Below are 16305 nucleotides of genomic sequence, written 5' to 3' on the forward strand. Positions count from 1 at the left end.
CCGATTGCGTTTAGAGCGATTTTTCCTCGATGGATTTAGTTTTTTTATCTCTAATGATCTTCTTGAGAATGTCACTTTTTTCGACTTTCTAGAGGGCTTCTCTTGCGGATTAGAGGAGGGATAATTTGCTGCTTTGTGGTCGCAATTTCTTATCTCTCGAGTTGCTAACCTCTATTTCAGAAACTCTTTTGTTGATATCTGGTGATAAATGGATGTATTGTGGATGGGGTAATAATATGATATTATCTTCTGATTTTGCTTTTTTTAAGCCATTGAGGATTGAGACCCTAGATAAGCATTTCTTAAAATCTGTTTTAATGTTTTGTCCGGGCCTATCTATTCTTGAGGAAAATAGAAAGCTATCCCTCTCCACAGAAAAAGAGTCTGCCTTGTAATCGTTATGGGGTAGGCTCTTTTTGTTTTCGCCTGAGGGGGCTCTCAGCTTCTAGCCCTCACCTCTCTATCTTGTGTCGAGTAGATATGGGAGAATGGGGAACTCCTTACTCTCGCTTAGCGAGAGAGCATTGCCAATCCCAAGCAGAACGTAGAGTTTCCTCTAAACTCTTTTCTGCATGCCACCCGAGTACCTCGTTAGACTTTGTAGCTTCCGCCCAAATGGCTTCGATATCGCCTTCTCGTCTATCCACATACCGATGAGGAACCTTTACGCCTGTGGCGGTCTCAAATTTTTCTATGAGTTCGATTACACTTACCCCTCTGCCGGTTCCGATATTGAAAACATCAAGCTGAGGGGCGTCCTTCGCTTGTAGCATTCTGTCTAGAGCTGCGATGTGAGCTTTTGCTAGGTCAACAACATTGATGTAGTCGCGAATGCAGCTGCCATCGGGGGTATTATAGTCAGTGCCAAATACACTGAGTACTTCACGGATGCCTGCCGCCGTTTGCGTTAGATAGGGAATAAGATTTTGAGGAACTCCGTTGGGTTCTTCCCCGATAAGAGCTGAGGGATGGGCTCCGATTGGGTTAAAGTAACGTAGCAAGGTAGCTCGAAAATCTGCTCCTGATAGGATGGTATCCCGAATAATTTCTTCGTTAATCTGCTTGGTATTTCCATAAGGAGAAGTTGCAGGAAGGATAGGGGCATCTTCGCTTACGGGGAGCACATCGGGCTGCCCATACACCGTGCAACTCGAAGAAAAAACAAGAGCTTTGGTTGCAAACTCTTGCATGCACTCTAGCAGGGTGATGAGCGAGAGGATATTATTGCGGTAGTAGAGGAGGGGTTTTTGTACAGACTCCCCTACAGCCTTGCTCGCTGCAAAGTGGATAACGGCATCTATGGGGTGCTCCCTAAAGACTTGGCGCAAGGCCCCTTGGTCGCAGCAGTCAATGGCATAAAACTCGGGGCGTTTGCCCGTGATGGCTTCGATCCCATCGAGCACCTCACGACGGGAGTTGCTTAGGTTGTCTACTACTACTACCTTGTAGCCTGCCAAGATCAGTTCTACCGTTGTATGGGAGCCAATATAGCCTGTTCCTCCCGTTACGAGAATGGTTCCTTTCATAGTGACTGATTAATAGTGTCGATGTATTGTAGCAATTCGTCTCTCCCTGCCGCTTTCTCTGATGAGGTATAAAAGAAGGGGGGCAGTTCGTCCCACTCTTCCGACAAGGTCTCTTGGTATCGCTTTATAGACTCTTGCAATTTTGGGCGAGAGAGCTTATCAATTTTTGTCATGACAATAGAGAGAGGTACCCCGGCTTCACCCATCTGCTGGATAAACTCTAGGTCTATTTTTTGTGGTTCCAGACGGCTATCAACGAGTATAAATAGGTTGATAAGCTGCTTACGTCCCAAAATATATCCCTCAATCATACGGCGAAAGGTAAGGCGTTGCTCCTTATTGCGAGCGGCATAACCATAGCCCGGGAGGTCTACAAGGTGCCAATCTTTGTTGATTAAGAAGTGGTTGATGAGTTGGGTTTTGCCTGGTTTGGAACTTGTCATGGCCAACTTGGCATGCCCTGTAAGCATATTGATAAGGGAAGATTTACCCACATTGGAGCGTCCAATGAAGGCATATTCCGGCAGTTTACTCTCGGGGCATTGATCCAGTTGAGCGCTACTTTTGACAAATTCGGCAGTCTTTATGATCATGAGTCTCAGCAATTGTGTTTGTTGGGTGACGCAATAAATACCCGTCCTTTTGGGCTGGGGCTCCCACAAAGGTAGTCTCTTTCTACTAATTTATTGCCTCCTCTTCTATAAGTGCCTAGGAAGTGGGAAGAGCATTCCTAGTCGCTTGATGAAAGGCTGGTAACCAACAGAAACAAAAAAGGGAGCTACACCATAGAAAGTGTGCTCCCCTAATAGTGGACCCGAATCTGGGTAGATTTCTATCAGAATCTAGCTAGTTTTTCGCTAGAATCTGGGTGGATTTCTATGGGATTCTGGGCAAGAAATTATTTATTGTAGCGTGCTTTTAGGATGCGTACCATGTCTTCGCTCATGGTGTCGATGTCGAATTGGGGCTTCCAATCCCACTCTTGGCGAGCGCAGGTGTCATCAAGCGAGTTAGGCCACGACTCGGCAATGCCTTGGCGGAGAGGGTCTACATCGTAGGTCATCTCGAAGTTAGGGATCTGACGCTTTACGGCAGCTGCGATCTGGCTAGGCTCGAAACTCATGGAGGCAATGTTGAAAGAATTGCGATGAACGAGGCGCGTAGGATCGGCTTCCATTAGCTCGATAGCTGCACGGAGAGCATCGGGCATGTACATCATATCCATGTAAGTACCTTCCTTAATGGGGCAAACAAACTTACCCTCTTTTACGGCAGCATAGTAGATATCTACAGCGTAGTCCGTTGTACCCCCTCCGGGGAGAGTTACGTTGGAGATAAGGCCGGGGAAGCGTACCGAGCGAGTATCTACACCGAAGCGTTTGAAGTAGTAGTCGCTAAGAAGCTCACCGGCTACTTTGGTCACCCCGTACATCGTCTTGGGGCGTTGTAGGGTATCTTGGGGTGTCTTGTCTTTTGGGGTGTCGTTACCAAAAGCTCCGATAGAGCTAGGAGTAAATACGGCACAACCCTTTTCACGAGCGATCTCAAGTACATTGAAGAGACCTCCAAGTCCGATATGCCATGCAAGTTGAGGTTTTGCCTCAGCTACTGCACTCAGTAGGGCTGCCAAGTTGTAAATCGTATCCACATGGTACTTATCTACCACTTCGCTAATCTGCTGGGCGTTGGTAATGTCCACCACTTCAGCAGGACCGGATTCTGCCAAAATTCCCTTGGGTTCTGCGCCCGGGATATAGCCTGCAATTACATTTCCAGAGGGGTAGGTCTCCCTCAACTTCATAGTGAGCTCCGAGCCAATTTGCCCTGTTGAGCCGATGATGAGTATATTCTTCATTACTCCTAAATGGTTAACTATATATCTTCTGCAAAGGTAACTTTTTGCTAATTATTAGAGGTCATTTTGCCTCTTTAATAGCGAGTAAATGATTGCGTAATGGATTGGCATACATGAGTAGCATATGCTCCCGTAGTTGGGGCCGAGCCTCTAGTGGTGTGGGGCATTTTTCTAGTTGAGCCTCTATATATTGCTCAAATTCACCCTTTTCTTTGCTGCTGTAGTGCCCTGCAGTATGATGGCGCATAGAGCCACTAAGAAGGTCATCTGCAATATAATTGGCCGGATAGAGCCGGTAGTGGCGATGTATCTCTTGGTCTATAAGCTCAGCGGCAAGATGTAGCTGGTCTTTAGGACTTTTGGGGATCTCTACTTCGGAGATTAGCTCCCGAAGCGGTGTGCCAATTGTAACATGGATACGTCCCTTTTTACCCATGAGCCCCTCGCGCATGTTCAGTACGTCCTCGCCGGGCGACTTGTGGTATTCTCCATTTTGCTGGCGGGCAAGTAGCTCCATAGCCTTGAGGTAGTCGCAAGGGTCGTATTCGTAACTAATGGCAACGGGTACCGTATTTATGTCAAGTAGTCGGTCTATGATACTTCCCTCTCCAGCAATGGCAAGCATTTTGAGTAGGGCGGGCTGGGTGCGGTCATTGCTGTCTTTTGCACGCCCCTCGCGTTGGGCAATCCACAAAGAGGCTTTGTCTTGTGTAATACTATGGTGTATATAGGCTGAGAGCGCCTGGGAGGAGGCAAGGAAGTCGCGGGGCGATTCGGCGCGTTTCACGGTGACGCTATCCATCAGCCTCACCACTTCTTTGATCCAAGGGCGAGCAAAGAGGTTGTCGCCAATGGCGATACGGGGGAGGCGATAGCCCTTATCGGCTAGGAGTACATTGAGTATCCCGGTATCTAAAATGATGTCTCGGTGGTTGCTTACAAAGGTAGCCGGAATATCCCCCCCAAGGCGAGATGTACCCGACAAGTCGCAGCTAAATGCCGTCTTTTCTACGATATAACGGATGATGTTGTATCCAAAAGCAAGCTTGATCTCCCGTATTGTTTGGGATTTTAGCATGCCCTGCTTTAGAGCCTCGGCCTGGCTAGGGAGAACCTGATCGAGCAGTGCAGAAAACTCCGGATCGGCCAATAGTCGCTCTACGGCATCGTGTACTTCACTATCGAGATAGGGACGAATATCACCCCATATTTCGGTTGAGGCTGTTGAGGTCATAGGAGGTGTAGTTTGTCGTTTATAATCGCTGTAAATATATGAGATAGCTCAAGCCCGGCAGCTCGTATCTCTTGAGGGATAAAGCTCGCTTCGGTCATCCCGGGGGTCGTGTTTACCTCTAGCAACGTAGGCTTGCCGTCGGCTTCGATAATATAGTCTACACGGATAATCCCTTGGGCGTGCAATAGAAGGGCAATATGCGAGGTGAGGTCTTGCAATTCCTTTGTGAGCTCTGTCGAGATACGCGCAGGGGTAATCTCATCGCTATTGCCATGATATTTGGCATCGAAGTCGAAGAACTCCCCTTTCTTTATCACTACCTCTGTGAGAGGGAGAGGGTGGGGTGTGTTGTTTACAATGTAGCAACCGGATGTAACTTCGCTACCTTCGATCAGACGCTCTACAAGCACCTCGGGAGCCTCTTCGAAAGCCTTTTGGATAGCCACGGAAAGTTGATCCATAGAGGTAACTTTGGTTGTGGCTATGCTAGAGCCTCCGGCATTGGGCTTTACAAATACGGGGAGAGGGATGCGCTTGGCCACCTCTTCTACTTGGTAGGGAATGTCTGAGAATAATCTCTCGGAGGCAGCTATGCGAATGCCAAAGGCAGAGAGATAGTGGTTGCAGGTAAACTTGTCAAAGGTGAGAGACTCGCACAAAACACCCCCCGTATTGTAGGGGATCTCGAGCATGTCGAAGTACCCTTGCAGCAATCCATTTTCGCCGGGAGTGCCATGTATGGTAATGAAAGCATAGTCGAAACGGCACTCTTTACCTCCAAAGATAAACGAGAAGTGGTTACGGTCTATAGGAAGCCATGTTTCCTCTACTTCTACCTCCCATAGATCCCTAGATAGGCGAACAAGGTAGGGAGAGAAAAGGGTCGTATCTATATTTTTTATGATGGTGGCTGCACTACGGAGCGATACTTCACGCTCGCCGGAGTACCCGCCGGCAACAATGGCTATCAGTGGTTTTTGGGTCTTCATATACACTACACTATATAGGTGGAATAGGGTCGAGTTTGATATCTATACGAGGGCAAGAGCATAATCTCTCCACTCCGAGATGAGTTGCTCCATATCGGGAGGGATGGGAGCTTCGAAGCGCATAAATTCTCCGGTTGAGGGATGGGTAAATCCCAAGGTGCGAGCATGGAGGGCTTGTCTCGGGCAGGTGTCGAGCATGCGTCGTGCAAAGGCTAGGTAACTACTAGAGGGGCGACCCCGAAGTATCTCACTGCCGCCATATTTTTCGTCACTAAATAGGGGGTGATTTATACTCTTCATATGGGCGCGGATTTGGTGGGTTCTCCCCGTCTCTAGCCGGCACTCAATGTAAGAAACAAAGGCAAAGGTCTCGAGTACCCGATAGTGTGTAACGGCATTTTTCCCCTCATCGCTATCGGGAGGGAAAACGCTCATACGAGTTCGGTCTCGGGGGTCTCTGCCAATATTGCCCTCTATTCTTCCTTCGCTCTCTTTAAAGGCTCCCCATACGAGAGCTCGGTAGCTTCGCTCAGAGGTCTTCTCAAAAAATTGCTTCCCTAGGGCCGTCTTAGCCTCGGGGCGTTTCGCCACAACAAGGAGCCCACTGGTGTCTTTGTCGATACGATGTACGAGCCCAACATTGGGGTCGTTTGCATCGTATGTGGGATCGTCTCGGAAGTAGTAAGCCAGGGCATTTACGAGGGTGCCCGTATAGTTGCCGTTGCCAGGGTGTACGACCATCCCCGCCGGCTTATTTACCACCAGTAGGTCATTGTCTTCGTAAACAACCTCTAAGGGGATATCTTCGGCAACGATACCACGCTCGTGGGGCGGTCTGGCCAGACGTAGGGTAATAACGTCTCCGGGGCGAACTTTGTAGTTGCTTTTGATGGGGGCCTCTCCCACAAAAAGATAGCCCGCCTCTGCAGCCAGTTGGATGCGATGTCGAGAACTGTGCTCTAACTTGTCGACTAGGAATTTATCGATACGTAGGGGAGCTTGCCCCTTATCTACAACGATGCGAAAATGTTCGTAGAGAGTTCCCCCTTCCTCATCCCCCTCTTCGTCGAGAGGTGATAGGGTGTCTAGGTCCTCCTCTTCATTCTCCCAATTCAGAGCCATGTTACCACCATTCTTCGGGTTCGTCTTCTTTTATCGGGGCGACTTCGCGTGTGTCTATCTCCGATTGGGCCGTTGCGGAAGCATCATCCCCATTGGGACTGGCAAATAGAGACTCTTCTATGGCAAGGCTATCCGCACTAAAGCTCAAAGCATCACTCGTAACCAAAAGGGTAAGGTGTGCCTTGAGGGGAACTTTGGTGCCGGGGGGCATTAATTGGCCTTTGTCGTTGGCAATACCTACCACAAGGCCGTTGTATTTGCCATCCACTCGCTTTAGTCCGATATTGGTGAAGCCTAAGCCTTCTAGTAGGGCGTTGGCATGACGTGCAGACTGCCCCTCTACCTCGGGTATAGCTATCATACGAGGATAAAAGGCATTGATAGTTAGGAAGATGATGCGGCGTGGCTTTACACGAGAACCCGCCTCGGGGAGGGTCTCGAAGACGGTTCCGGGTTTCATGTCCTCCACATAGTTGGAGTCCACAACTTCGTACTTCAGTCCGGCATCGTCGAGTTTCTCTATGGCTTCGTCAAAGGATAGCCCCTTTAGCTCGGGTACTGTCACTGCTTGTCCGTGCCGAGTGTAGAGATGCATCAGCAGGAATACGATAAAAAGTACCAATATGGAAATGACAACCATCGCCACTATAGAGCTGATTGTGGGGTGTTTTCGAATGAATGTCCAGTTTCTCCAATTCATATATTTCTTCGATTGGGGTGTAGAGCACCACAGCCTTACGCCTCTATTCGGCTCCCAAGATAATGGGAGAAATAGGGGAGGTTGGGTACTTTCCGGCATCAAAGATACAGCAAAAGAGGCACACAACGAGGTTTCTTGCCTGATTCTCTAATGAAAAAGAGGGAGAGCAAGAAGCCTATGGGCGCATCTCTTTCTCTGAGGGTTTGATTGAAAAATAGCGCCGGATTGGGAGGATTCTTAGGCAAAAGTAAATCCATTTTTGCCCGCTACTTTCCCTTTATTCGTAGGAGAGGAGTCCGCTATTCTCCCCGGTTCGAGGGAAAAGACTCCGGAAATATGATGGCGTGTGTGAGGAATATTGTATATTTGCAAGAGATATAGTAAATGCAGAAGTATGAGCAAACAGACTACTCCATCTTTCCGTAGAACGCTGATAGGCTGCCTACTAGCGGTTTTTACTTTGGCTGTATCCACTCAAATGATGGCTGCTTCCGAAGCGCCGGAGCCAATTGCGCAAGAGGAATCCCGAGTTGCGGATTTGGGTGCTCCAGACGATGATTTTGCGTTGGTACGAGTCTTTAGTACTCCGTCTGATCTCGTGATAGAGCTCCCGACTTCTAATGTACAGCTAATAACTATTTACGATATAACGGGTCGGGTATGGTATAAGGTTGCCCCACAAGGCGAGGGCGTCTTGCGTATTGGGCATGACCAGCTCCCCTCGGGCTTACTACTTGTAGAGGTTATCAGCAAGGAGGGGCATCGCAAGACCTTTAAGGTGAAGTTGTAAGAGAAACTCTAATTGCGGAGCGTATTAGGGTTACCCGGCGCCTAGAGCGGTGTCTGACCTGCTTCTCCTGAGGCTGGGTGTGGATAGAGGGCTGCTCTGGAGGCATACGTCCGAATAATAATTACGGCTATATAGTTGTAAACGAAATGGATATGAAAGCACCATTAACCCCACACGCAGCCAACGAAACTGCAAAATTACATACCGTAGTACTTGGTCTGCCGGATTCTCCCGGAGTCACTCCCTCTCTGGAGGAGGCTTATGATGCAACAAGCTATCGCAGTGTGGAGTTGGGTATTTATCCCCAAGAAAAAGACATAAAAAGGGAGATGGATGCATTACTCTCCGTCTTGGAGAGGTATCAAGTGGAGGTGCTTCGCCCTACGTTTATCCCCAACTACAATCAAATATTTGCCCGAGACGTAGCCTTTACCATAGGGGATCGTTTCTTTGTGGCCAATATGATAGAGGATCGGATGCGGGAGGTTGAGGCTTTCCGTCCCATCTTCGATCGCATAGCTCCCGGTCACTTGGTAGAGATGCCCAAGGAGGCACATGCCGAGGGAGGGGATGTACTTTTATATAATGATTATCTATTCATCGGTACCTGTCGGGAGGATGAATTTGATCGATATAAGACCGCACGTACCAATCGTGCCGGCATAGAGTTCTTCAAAAAGCAATTCCCCGACAAGAAGGTTATTCCGTTGCATTTGAGAAAACACGACACGGATCCTACTCAATCCATCCTGCACCTCGATTGTACTTTTCAACCGGTTGCCGAAGGGAAGGCCGTTGTTTATCCCGGAGGTTTTGCCGTAGAGGAAGAGTACCAACTGATCGAGCGCATCTTTGGTCGCGAGAACCTCTTTGTCGTAACCCAAGAGGAGGCCATGAGCCTTTCTACGAATTTGTTCTCTCTTTCCCCCCGAGCCATTATTTCGGAAGAACGCTTCGAGCGTTTGAACCATCACTTGGCAACCGAGTGGAATATGGTGGTAGAGGCAATTCCCTATCACGAGATCTCAAAGGAGGGTGGGTTGCTCAGATGTTCTACTTGTCCTATTATTCGTGATTAAATAGCTCTAGACTCCTATCCCTTCGAGAGCTATGGCTGTACGCGTCAAGGTTTCATTTGTTTGTAGTGAATGCGGAGCTTCTTATCCCAAGTGGCAAGGGCAGTGTACGGTTTGTAAGGAGTGGAATACACTAAAAGAAGAGGTTGAGCGTCCCTCTCTGTCTAAGGGTGGGGGTGTTGTGGAGCGCATTACGGGGCACAAGCCTGCTGTTGCGCGTCCTCTGCATAGCATAGAAGCCTCCGAAGAGGCTCGCTGGGATTTGTTAGATGGCGAGTTTAATCGAGTCTTGGGAGGGGGGCTGGTTCGGGGCTCTTTTACTCTACTAGGGGGAGAGCCCGGCATTGGTAAGTCCACCTTGCTCTTGCAGACCATGCTTCGGCTTCAGACCCTTCGCATCCTCTATGTCTCCGGAGAAGAGAGTGAGCAGCAACTCAAAATGCGGGCGGATCGCCTCAATAGCGAAAAGAGTAACTGCTTGATTTATTGCTCAACCTCCATAGAGGAAATTTTGGCAACAGCTCAAGAAGTACATCCGGATTTACTCGTTATTGATTCCATTCAGACGGTGGCAACGTCGTCTTCGGAGAGTAGCCCCGGTACGCCATCTCAGATTAAAGAGTGCGCAAGCCTCCTCCTCCAATATGCCAAGACACAAGGCGTTTCGATTATCGTTGTTGGGCATATCACAAAGGATGGTTCTATTGCAGGTCCTAAGGTTTTAGAACACACGGTGGATACGGTGTTGCAGTTTGAGGGAGACAAACACTTCCTTTATAGGATCCTGAGAGCCAGTAAGAATCGTTTTGGTAGTACCCACGAAATAGGGATTTACGAGATGCGCAACGAGGGGCTTATGGCCGTGGAGAATCCTTCGGAACATCTAGTCTCAAAAGATATGGAGGCTCTTAGCGGAAGAGCCGTGGCTGTAGCCTTGGAGGGCGCACGCCCCCTACTTATAGAAACTCAAGCTCTCGTCAGCAGTGCCATCTATGCCAATCCGCAGCGGAGTGCTACAGGATTCGACCTCAGGCGGCTCAATATGTTGCTCGCAGTACTGGAGAAGCGCGCCGGATTCAAGCTCATTAAGCAAGATGTCTTCTTAAATATTGCCGGAGGTATACGCATCAACGATCCGGCTGTAGACCTGGCAGTATTGTCGGCTGTGCTATCTTCGGGATTAGACCGAGCCATCCCCTCCACTTTTTGCATCGCAGGAGAGGTGGGTTTGTCTGGGGAAATTCGAGCCGTTCAGCGTATTGAACAACGCATCGCTGAGGCCGAACGTATTGGATTCAAGGATATTATTATACCGAGAAGCAACGACTCCGATCGCTTGCATCCTGCTACGGGGAGAGCGATTCGAATTCACCTTTGCAGTGGTGTGGAGGAGGCTTTCCGGATTCTATTTTCATCAACTAATCAGTAGCAGTATGCGTCGTTGTATTTCTCTACTTTCGCTCACTCTCCTTTCTCTCTTGCTCAGTGGTTGTATTATTACTAATGTATCGGGGCATCGCGCTCCCGCCACTCAAGGATCTGTTTTGATCGGAGGTAAGCTCTATACTTCTGCATGGATTCAGCACTCTGCAGAGTACAAAGCCCTTTGCCAGCAAGCCTATAATATTGCAACGGATCGGGTACTCGAAGCAACTCGTTCGCCTCTAGCTCCCGGGGCTAAGCCTTGGGCCGTTGTTACAGATATTGACGAAACCATTTTAGATAACACTCCCAATGCTGTGCATCTAGCTCTTCGAGGAAAAGAGTTTACGTCCGAATCTTGGAATAAATGGTGCGAGTTGGCCGAGGCCGATACCCTAATAGGTGCTCTAGACTTCTTCTGTTTGGCTCAGGATCGGGGTGTGGAGATTTTTTATGTCTCCAATAGAGATCCCGAGAGTAGGGCTGCAACCCTTGCCAATCTACAGAAGTTTGGGTTCCCTCAAGCCGATGAAGAGCATCTTCTCTTGCGTGAGCAGACGTCTGATAAGAGCACTCGCCGTGAAAAAATCCTCTCTAAATACAATATTTTACTCCTCTTAGGGGATAATTTAGGGGACTTCGATCATATTTTCGATAGCTTGAATGCTAAGGATCGAAAGGATGCTGTCCAAAAATTCAAGAGCGAGTTTGGTAAGAAATTTATTGTATTGCCCAATCCCAATTATGGTACTTGGGAGCGAGCAATTATACACGAAGGCCGCTCGAGTAGGGACGAAGAGCGTCTTCTTATTCAGTCCCTACGCTCCCAAAGTGGAGAGTAATGCTTCAGTCATACCTTCAGGTAATTCTATACAAAGACCCTTTGCAAACAGATGAGTGACTCCATAGAAGATCTAGAGAACCCTTTCCAATCTCACGAAGTGAGTTTGTCTGAGAATAACGATTCTACACACCCTCAAGAGGAACGTGAGGCTAGTCACTCTCATCCTACCGATGTGGTGCGATTGCACTCGTTGCCACAGATGTATCGAACTTGGTTTTTAGACTATGCTTCGTATGTGATCTTAGAGCGTGCGGTACCTCATATTGAGGACGGACTCAAGCCCGTACAGCGTCGTATCTTGTATGCTATGCAGCTCTTCGAGAATGGGCATCTTCACAAAGTGGCGAAGATCGTGGGGCAAACTATGGCGTTTCACCCCCACGGAGATGCCTCAATTAACGATGCTCTCGTGCAATTGGGGCAGAAGGGATTTTTGGTAGATACGCAAGGAAACTGGGGGAATACACTCACAGGTGACGAAGCCGCTGCGGGTCGATACATCGAGGCCAAACTATCATCTCTAGCCTTAGAGGTCCTTTTTGATTCCAAACTTACAGAATGGAAGCGTACTTATGACGGTACTGCGGATGAGCCGGTAGCCCTCCCTGTTCGTTTCCCCCTCCTATTGGCCCAAGGGGCCGAGGGTATTGCCGTAGGGCTTTCTTCTAGGATCTATCCTCACAATCCCAAAGAATTGCTAGAAGCCGCCATTGCTTACCTTCGAGGGGAAAGCTTTGAATTGTATCCGGACTTCCCTACGGGCGGTCTTCTCGACGTGGATAAGTACAACGATGGTCACCGAGGTGGAGCCTTAAAGTGCAGAGCTAAGATTGAAAAAATAGACGATCGTGTCCTTAGCATTACGGAGCTTCCCTTTGGGAAAACGACCTCTTCTCTTATTGAGTCTATCTTAAAGGCCAACGAAAAGGGGAAGATAAAGATCAAGCATATTGACGATATGACCGCGGCAACGGCGGATATTCGTATCCAGCTACCTGCAGGCGTGTCTACCGACAAAACAATAGATGGACTCTATGCTTTTACCGATTGCGAGGTGGGACTTTCGCCCAATGCCTGTGTAATTAAGGATGGGACTCCGGTATTCCTGGGCGTCTCAGATCTTCTCAAATATAGTGCTGATAGAACAAAAGAACTACTCGTTGCTCAGCTCAATTATCGCCTAGGCGAGGTGCAAGATGCCCTTGTAACAGCCAGCTTAGAGCGGATCTTTATAGAGAATCGTATCTACAAGGATAAGCCCTTTGAGGAGGCGGCTTGTGAAGCGGATGCTCTAGATCATGTGCGTAAGCGTATCGAAGCCATGGAAGATCTTGTCTTTGTACGTCCTATCACGGAGGCTGACCTCAAGCGTCTTCTCGAGATCAAAATGGCTCGAATACTGCGTTTTAATATCGAAAAACACGAGGAGCGTATTGCTCAATTGATGCGTGAGGCGCAAACGATCGAGAAGCATCTCGCCCATAGCACTCAATACACCATCGATTACTACACGCACATTCTCAAGGAGTTCGGCTCAGGCTGGACGAGAAAGACTACTATAGCTCGCTTTGGTACGATTGAGGCGACCAAGGTAATAGAAGCCACAGAAAAACTTTACTTCGATAGAGAGGGCGGCTTTGCAGGTACAGGCCTCAAGAATGCCGAGTTTGTAGCCGAGTGCTCCCTACTTGATGAGATGATTGTGATTTTCAAAAATGGTACATATCGGATCTCGAAGATAGAGGAAAAGAAGTTTATCGGCAGGGGAGAGGTACTCTACATTAATCGCTTCCGTCGCAACGATAATCGCACTATTTATAACATAATTTATCGCCAGGGAAAGAGAGGCCCTTGGTTGATAAAACGATGCAGCATCACCGGGATTAGCCGAGACAAAGACTACAATCTGATTAGTGATGAGGAGGGGTCTCGTATTACTTATTTCTCTGCGAACCCCAATGGAGAGGCAGAAACCGTACGGATTGCCCTCAAACCGCAACCTCGAATGCGTGTTTTGACCTTCGAAAAGAGCTTTAGTGAGGTACCCATCCGTGGGCGAGGCGCTAAAGGAAATCTGGTAACTCGTGCAGAAGTGCAGCGCATTACGCTAAAGCAACGAGGGGCATCTACGCTTGGGGGGCGCAAGATTTGGTTCGACCGAGACGTGATGCGGATAAATTATAATGGTCAGGGTGAGTTTATCGGAGAGTTCGAAGCCGAGGACAGACTCCTTGTCTTTGCCAAAGATGGAAGTGTCTACACCACCGATTTTGGGGAGTCGAATCACTTCCCCGAAGGCACAACCCGAGTTGAGAAATTCGATGCCAACAAGGTTTGGTCTGTGGTGTATTTTGATAGGGAGCAGGACTATTACTATCTCAAGCGTTGCCAGATAGAAGACTCAAAGAAGCCCCTTTTACTCCAAGGCGAGGGCAATGACCTCGTTGCTTATAGCGATGTGCCCTATGCTCGGTTTGCTGTGATTTTTGGAGGCCGAGACGAGGGCCGTCCAAACGAAGAGATTGAGGCTGTAGACTTTATCGGAGTAAAGAGCGTTAGGGCTAAGGGTAAGCGCTTGACTACTAGAGAGGTTGCCAAGGTAGAAGAGATGCCTCCCCTACGCGAACCGGAACCTGCTACGGACTCTTTACCGGAGGTGGATGAGTACGACTTTTCTACTTCCGAAGATGAGGAAATGGAGGAGGAGGGCCTAAAGCAGACCTCCCTTTTTGATGATGAACTCGAGTAATTACTTTGATTTTCTTCCTTAGATGAGACTTGGTTATATCACCGCCGTTTTACTACTCCTTAGAGTACTATCTCTTCCCCTTTCTGTGGCTCAAGAGCAAGATAGCTCTGCACTGCCCATAAGCACCTATACGGCTATCACTATTGGTGTGGGGGGAATGTACAACACCGATCAGTTTTTGTCCCCTCTTCCCTATGGGGGGAGTGCTTATGAGATTGGGGTACATACAGAGACCCCTTTGGGTACTAAGCCTTGCATGATCATGGTAGATGGTGCTTTCGATTACGCTCTTACCCTTAATCCGGCACGCAATGCCAGCATGACCTATTACCGAGCCGAATTGCATCCCCAGGTGATGTACCTATGGAGTTTGCCCTATGATATAAAATTCTTGTTGGGCCCCGGGCTTCGCCTTGGTGGTGGCGGACGACTTCACTCTCGCAATAGTAACAACCCCGGATCTGTGGATCTAAAAGGCGACCTTACGGTGAGTGCTCTTGCGGCATATCGTTTGCCGAGTGAGCATTGGCCCATTGCCATACGGCTCAGCACTACTTGTGGTTTGCTGGGGTTTGCCAATAGTATTGGCTATGGTCAGAGCTACTATGAACAGGCGTTTTTGGCCGGAGGTCTGATGAAGTCTTTCTCTTTTACAGCCCCCCATAATACGTTCTATTCTACCTCTCAAATGCGTATTGACATCCCGCTTTGGAACGTGTGTACGTTGCAGTTGGGGTATCGTTTGCAGTACGATTATACCCAACTTAAAGGGTTAGAGCGTAGGCATATTCAGCATATGGGCATGGTAGGCTTTAGTTTTGAGTCCCTATCTTTTATGGGAAGGCGGGCTGCCCGAGGGGCTTCTCATCGCCCATTCCTTTTTGGTAATTGATGCTAACCCTTACTTTCTACTCCGGTATATATGAAACGAGTTCTGAGTTTTTTCTTCCTTTCTTTACTAGCCTTTAGCTGTACAACTAAGGAGCATTATACCTCCTCGCCTATAGCTAATTATAGAGCTCTTTGGGAGGTACTAGACAAGGGCTATTGCTACTTTGACGAAAAGCTTCCGCAAGACTCTTCTTGGCAGGATATGTACAATAAGTATCTTCCTCTTGTAGCCAACGATATGGGGCAAGACTCGCTATTTAATGTGATGGCGATGCTTCTCTCCGAGCTAAAAGATGGGCATGTAAATCTCGTCGCTCCCTTCGATATTAGCCGCTATTCACGCTGGTACAGCGATTATCCTAGCCAGCTGGATGCTTCTGTTCGGAGGCGTTATTTAGGAGAGGCCTACCGAATTGCGGGGGGGATTCACTATGCTCCCATCTCTTATCAAGACCATGCAAAGGATAGCATTGGCTATATCGTCTATACGAGTTTCACGAGTTCTCTGTCGGAGGCGGGTGTCTCTTCGGCTTTTGCTCGTCTGGCAAAGTGTAAAGCCCTAATCATTGATATCCGAGGAAATGGGGGAGGGTATGTTTCCTATTCCTCGTTTTTGGCGTCCCACTTTACGGATAAGAGAGTTCTTACGGGCTATATGCGCCATAAGACGGGCCCCGGTCATAGAGATTTTTCGGCCCCGGCCCCGGTTTATCTCGACACCCTAAAGGCGGGGATAAAGTGGCTACGTCCGGTGGTTGTCTTGACCAATAGGGGCGTATATAGTGCTGCTAACGATTTTACTATGAACATGAAAAATCTTCCATTGGTTACCATCATGGGGGATCAGACCGGTGGCGGTGGCGGCGTGCCTCGCAGCAGTGAGCTACCTAATGGCTGGGCCGTGCGTTATTCGGCCTCAGTGGTAACCGATGCCGATGACCAGCAGGTAGAGTTTGGTATTCTCCCGCACTACAAGGTGGAACTCAAGTCCGCAGATGTGGCCCAAGGGAAGGATACATTGATAGAAGAGGCGATTGCCTACCTCAATCGTACTACAAAGGAATACCGCTTGACGGGTGTATATAAGAAGTGATAATAACTAAGCAA

The 16305-nt window shown here is 48.5% G+C and carries 14 protein-coding genes; 7 read left to right on the forward strand and 7 right to left on the reverse strand.

Going from position 1 to position 16305, the window contains the following annotated elements; genetic code table 11:
• Positions 1-500: 500 nt before the first annotated feature.
• The 7 genes from galE to Q0090_RS00615 form a co-directional block, all read right to left on the reverse strand.
• Entirely contained in the window at positions 501-1526 is a 1026-nt protein-coding gene (gene galE / locus Q0090_RS00585; protein WP_297946391.1) for a UDP-glucose 4-epimerase GalE, read from the reverse strand.
• Positions 1523-2119 (reverse strand): ribosome biogenesis GTP-binding protein YihA/YsxC, encoded by a 597-nt coding sequence (yihA, locus tag Q0090_RS00590; protein WP_297946393.1) that lies wholly within the window; start codon positions 2117-2119, stop codon positions 1523-1525. The genes galE and yihA overlap by 4 nt, the downstream gene beginning before the upstream one ends.
• A 305-nt stretch (positions 2120-2424) precedes the next feature.
• On the reverse strand, positions 2425-3381 hold the full coding sequence (locus Q0090_RS00595) for an NAD-dependent epimerase/dehydratase family protein (protein ID WP_297946396.1): 957 nt from the start codon (positions 3379-3381) through the stop codon (positions 2425-2427).
• A gap of 61 nt (positions 3382-3442) precedes the next feature.
• Positions 3443-4615 (reverse strand): 1-acyl-sn-glycerol-3-phosphate acyltransferase, encoded by a 1173-nt coding sequence (locus tag Q0090_RS00600; RefSeq protein ID WP_297946399.1) that lies wholly within the window; start codon positions 4613-4615, stop codon positions 3443-3445.
• A complete protein-coding gene (locus Q0090_RS00605) occupies positions 4612-5604 on the reverse strand; it encodes a D-alanine--D-alanine ligase (RefSeq protein ID WP_297946401.1) in 993 nt (330 codons plus the stop codon). Before Q0090_RS00605 ends, Q0090_RS00600 begins: the two co-directional genes overlap by 4 nt.
• 42 nt (positions 5605-5646) lie before the next feature.
• Positions 5647-6726, reverse strand: a complete 1080-nt coding sequence (locus Q0090_RS00610) for an RluA family pseudouridine synthase (protein WP_297946405.1) — start codon at positions 6724-6726, stop codon at positions 5647-5649.
• A 1-nt stretch (position 6727) separates the two neighbouring features.
• Complete coding sequence (locus tag Q0090_RS00615) at positions 6728-7426, reverse strand: PASTA domain-containing protein (RefSeq protein WP_297946407.1); 699 nt, start codon at positions 7424-7426, stop codon at positions 6728-6730.
• Positions 7427-7820: 394 nt separating this feature from the next.
• On the opposite strand from Q0090_RS00615, the gene Q0090_RS00620 reads away from it, so the two are divergent.
• The 7 genes from Q0090_RS00620 (at position 7821) to Q0090_RS00650 (ending at position 16291) form a co-directional block, all read left to right on the forward strand.
• A complete protein-coding gene (locus tag Q0090_RS00620; RefSeq protein WP_297946410.1) occupies positions 7821-8216 on the forward strand; it encodes a T9SS type A sorting domain-containing protein in 396 nt (131 codons plus the stop codon).
• A gap of 146 nt (positions 8217-8362) precedes the next feature.
• Positions 8363-9295 (forward strand): amidinotransferase, encoded by a 933-nt coding sequence (locus Q0090_RS00625; protein WP_297946413.1) that lies wholly within the window; start codon positions 8363-8365, stop codon positions 9293-9295.
• A gap of 31 nt (positions 9296-9326) precedes the next feature.
• The gene (gene radA / locus Q0090_RS00630) at positions 9327-10721 is read left to right on the forward strand and encodes a DNA repair protein RadA (RefSeq protein WP_297946415.1); all 1395 of its coding nucleotides are present in this window, start codon (positions 9327-9329) and stop codon (positions 10719-10721) included.
• A gap of 4 nt (positions 10722-10725) precedes the next feature.
• Positions 10726-11556: a 5'-nucleotidase, lipoprotein e(P4) family gene (locus tag Q0090_RS00635; protein ID WP_297946418.1), complete on the forward strand. Its 831-nt coding sequence runs from the start codon at positions 10726-10728 to the stop codon at positions 11554-11556.
• Between the two features lie 51 nt (positions 11557-11607).
• Positions 11608-14307 carry a DNA gyrase/topoisomerase IV subunit A gene (locus tag Q0090_RS00640; protein WP_297946421.1) on the forward strand — a complete coding sequence of 900 codons (2700 nt, stop codon included), beginning with the start codon at positions 11608-11610 and terminating at the stop codon, positions 14305-14307.
• Positions 14308-14329: 22 nt separating this feature from the next.
• Entirely contained in the window at positions 14330-15199 is an 870-nt protein-coding gene (locus Q0090_RS00645) for a DUF3316 domain-containing protein (RefSeq protein ID WP_297946424.1), read from the forward strand.
• A gap of 30 nt (positions 15200-15229) precedes the next feature.
• Positions 15230-16291 (forward strand): S41 family peptidase, encoded by a 1062-nt coding sequence (locus tag Q0090_RS00650; RefSeq protein WP_297946427.1) that lies wholly within the window; start codon positions 15230-15232, stop codon positions 16289-16291.
• Positions 16292-16305 lie beyond the last annotated feature (14 nt).

Source organism: uncultured Porphyromonas sp. (genome assembly GCF_938023125.1).
In the GTDB taxonomy this organism is placed as follows: Bacteria; Bacteroidota; Bacteroidia; order Bacteroidales; family Porphyromonadaceae; genus Porphyromonas.

Excerpts from the sequence above, each read along its gene's own strand:
- Q0090_RS00625 (WP_297946413.1), top strand. The coding sequence starts at position 8,363 with ATGGATATGAAAGCACCATTAACCCCACACGCAGCCAACGAAACTGCA.
- Q0090_RS00615 (WP_297946407.1), bottom strand. The coding sequence starts at position 7,426 with ATGAATTGGAGAAACTGGACATTCATTCGAAAACACCCCACAATCAGC.
- Q0090_RS00620 (WP_297946410.1), top strand. The coding sequence starts at position 7,821 with ATGAGCAAACAGACTACTCCATCTTTCCGTAGAACGCTGATAGGCTGC.
- Q0090_RS00635 (WP_297946418.1), top strand. The coding sequence starts at position 10,726 with ATGCGTCGTTGTATTTCTCTACTTTCGCTCACTCTCCTTTCTCTCTTG.
- Q0090_RS00600 (WP_297946399.1), bottom strand. The coding sequence starts at position 4,615 with ATGACCTCAACAGCCTCAACCGAAATATGGGGTGATATTCGTCCCTAT.
- Q0090_RS00605 (WP_297946401.1), bottom strand. The coding sequence starts at position 5,604 with ATGAAGACCCAAAAACCACTGATAGCCATTGTTGCCGGCGGGTACTCC.
- yihA (WP_297946393.1), bottom strand. The coding sequence starts at position 2,119 with ATGATCATAAAGACTGCCGAATTTGTCAAAAGTAGCGCTCAACTGGAT.
- Q0090_RS00650 (WP_297946427.1), top strand. The coding sequence starts at position 15,230 with ATGAAACGAGTTCTGAGTTTTTTCTTCCTTTCTTTACTAGCCTTTAGC.
- Q0090_RS00640 (WP_297946421.1), top strand. The coding sequence starts at position 11,608 with ATGAGTGACTCCATAGAAGATCTAGAGAACCCTTTCCAATCTCACGAA.
- Q0090_RS00645 (WP_297946424.1), top strand. The coding sequence starts at position 14,330 with ATGAGACTTGGTTATATCACCGCCGTTTTACTACTCCTTAGAGTACTA.
- radA (WP_297946415.1), top strand. The coding sequence starts at position 9,327 with ATGGCTGTACGCGTCAAGGTTTCATTTGTTTGTAGTGAATGCGGAGCT.
- Q0090_RS00595 (WP_297946396.1), bottom strand. The coding sequence starts at position 3,381 with ATGAAGAATATACTCATCATCGGCTCAACAGGGCAAATTGGCTCGGAG.
- galE (WP_297946391.1), bottom strand. The coding sequence starts at position 1,526 with ATGAAAGGAACCATTCTCGTAACGGGAGGAACAGGCTATATTGGCTCC.
- Q0090_RS00610 (WP_297946405.1), bottom strand. The coding sequence starts at position 6,726 with ATGGCTCTGAATTGGGAGAATGAAGAGGAGGACCTAGACACCCTATCA.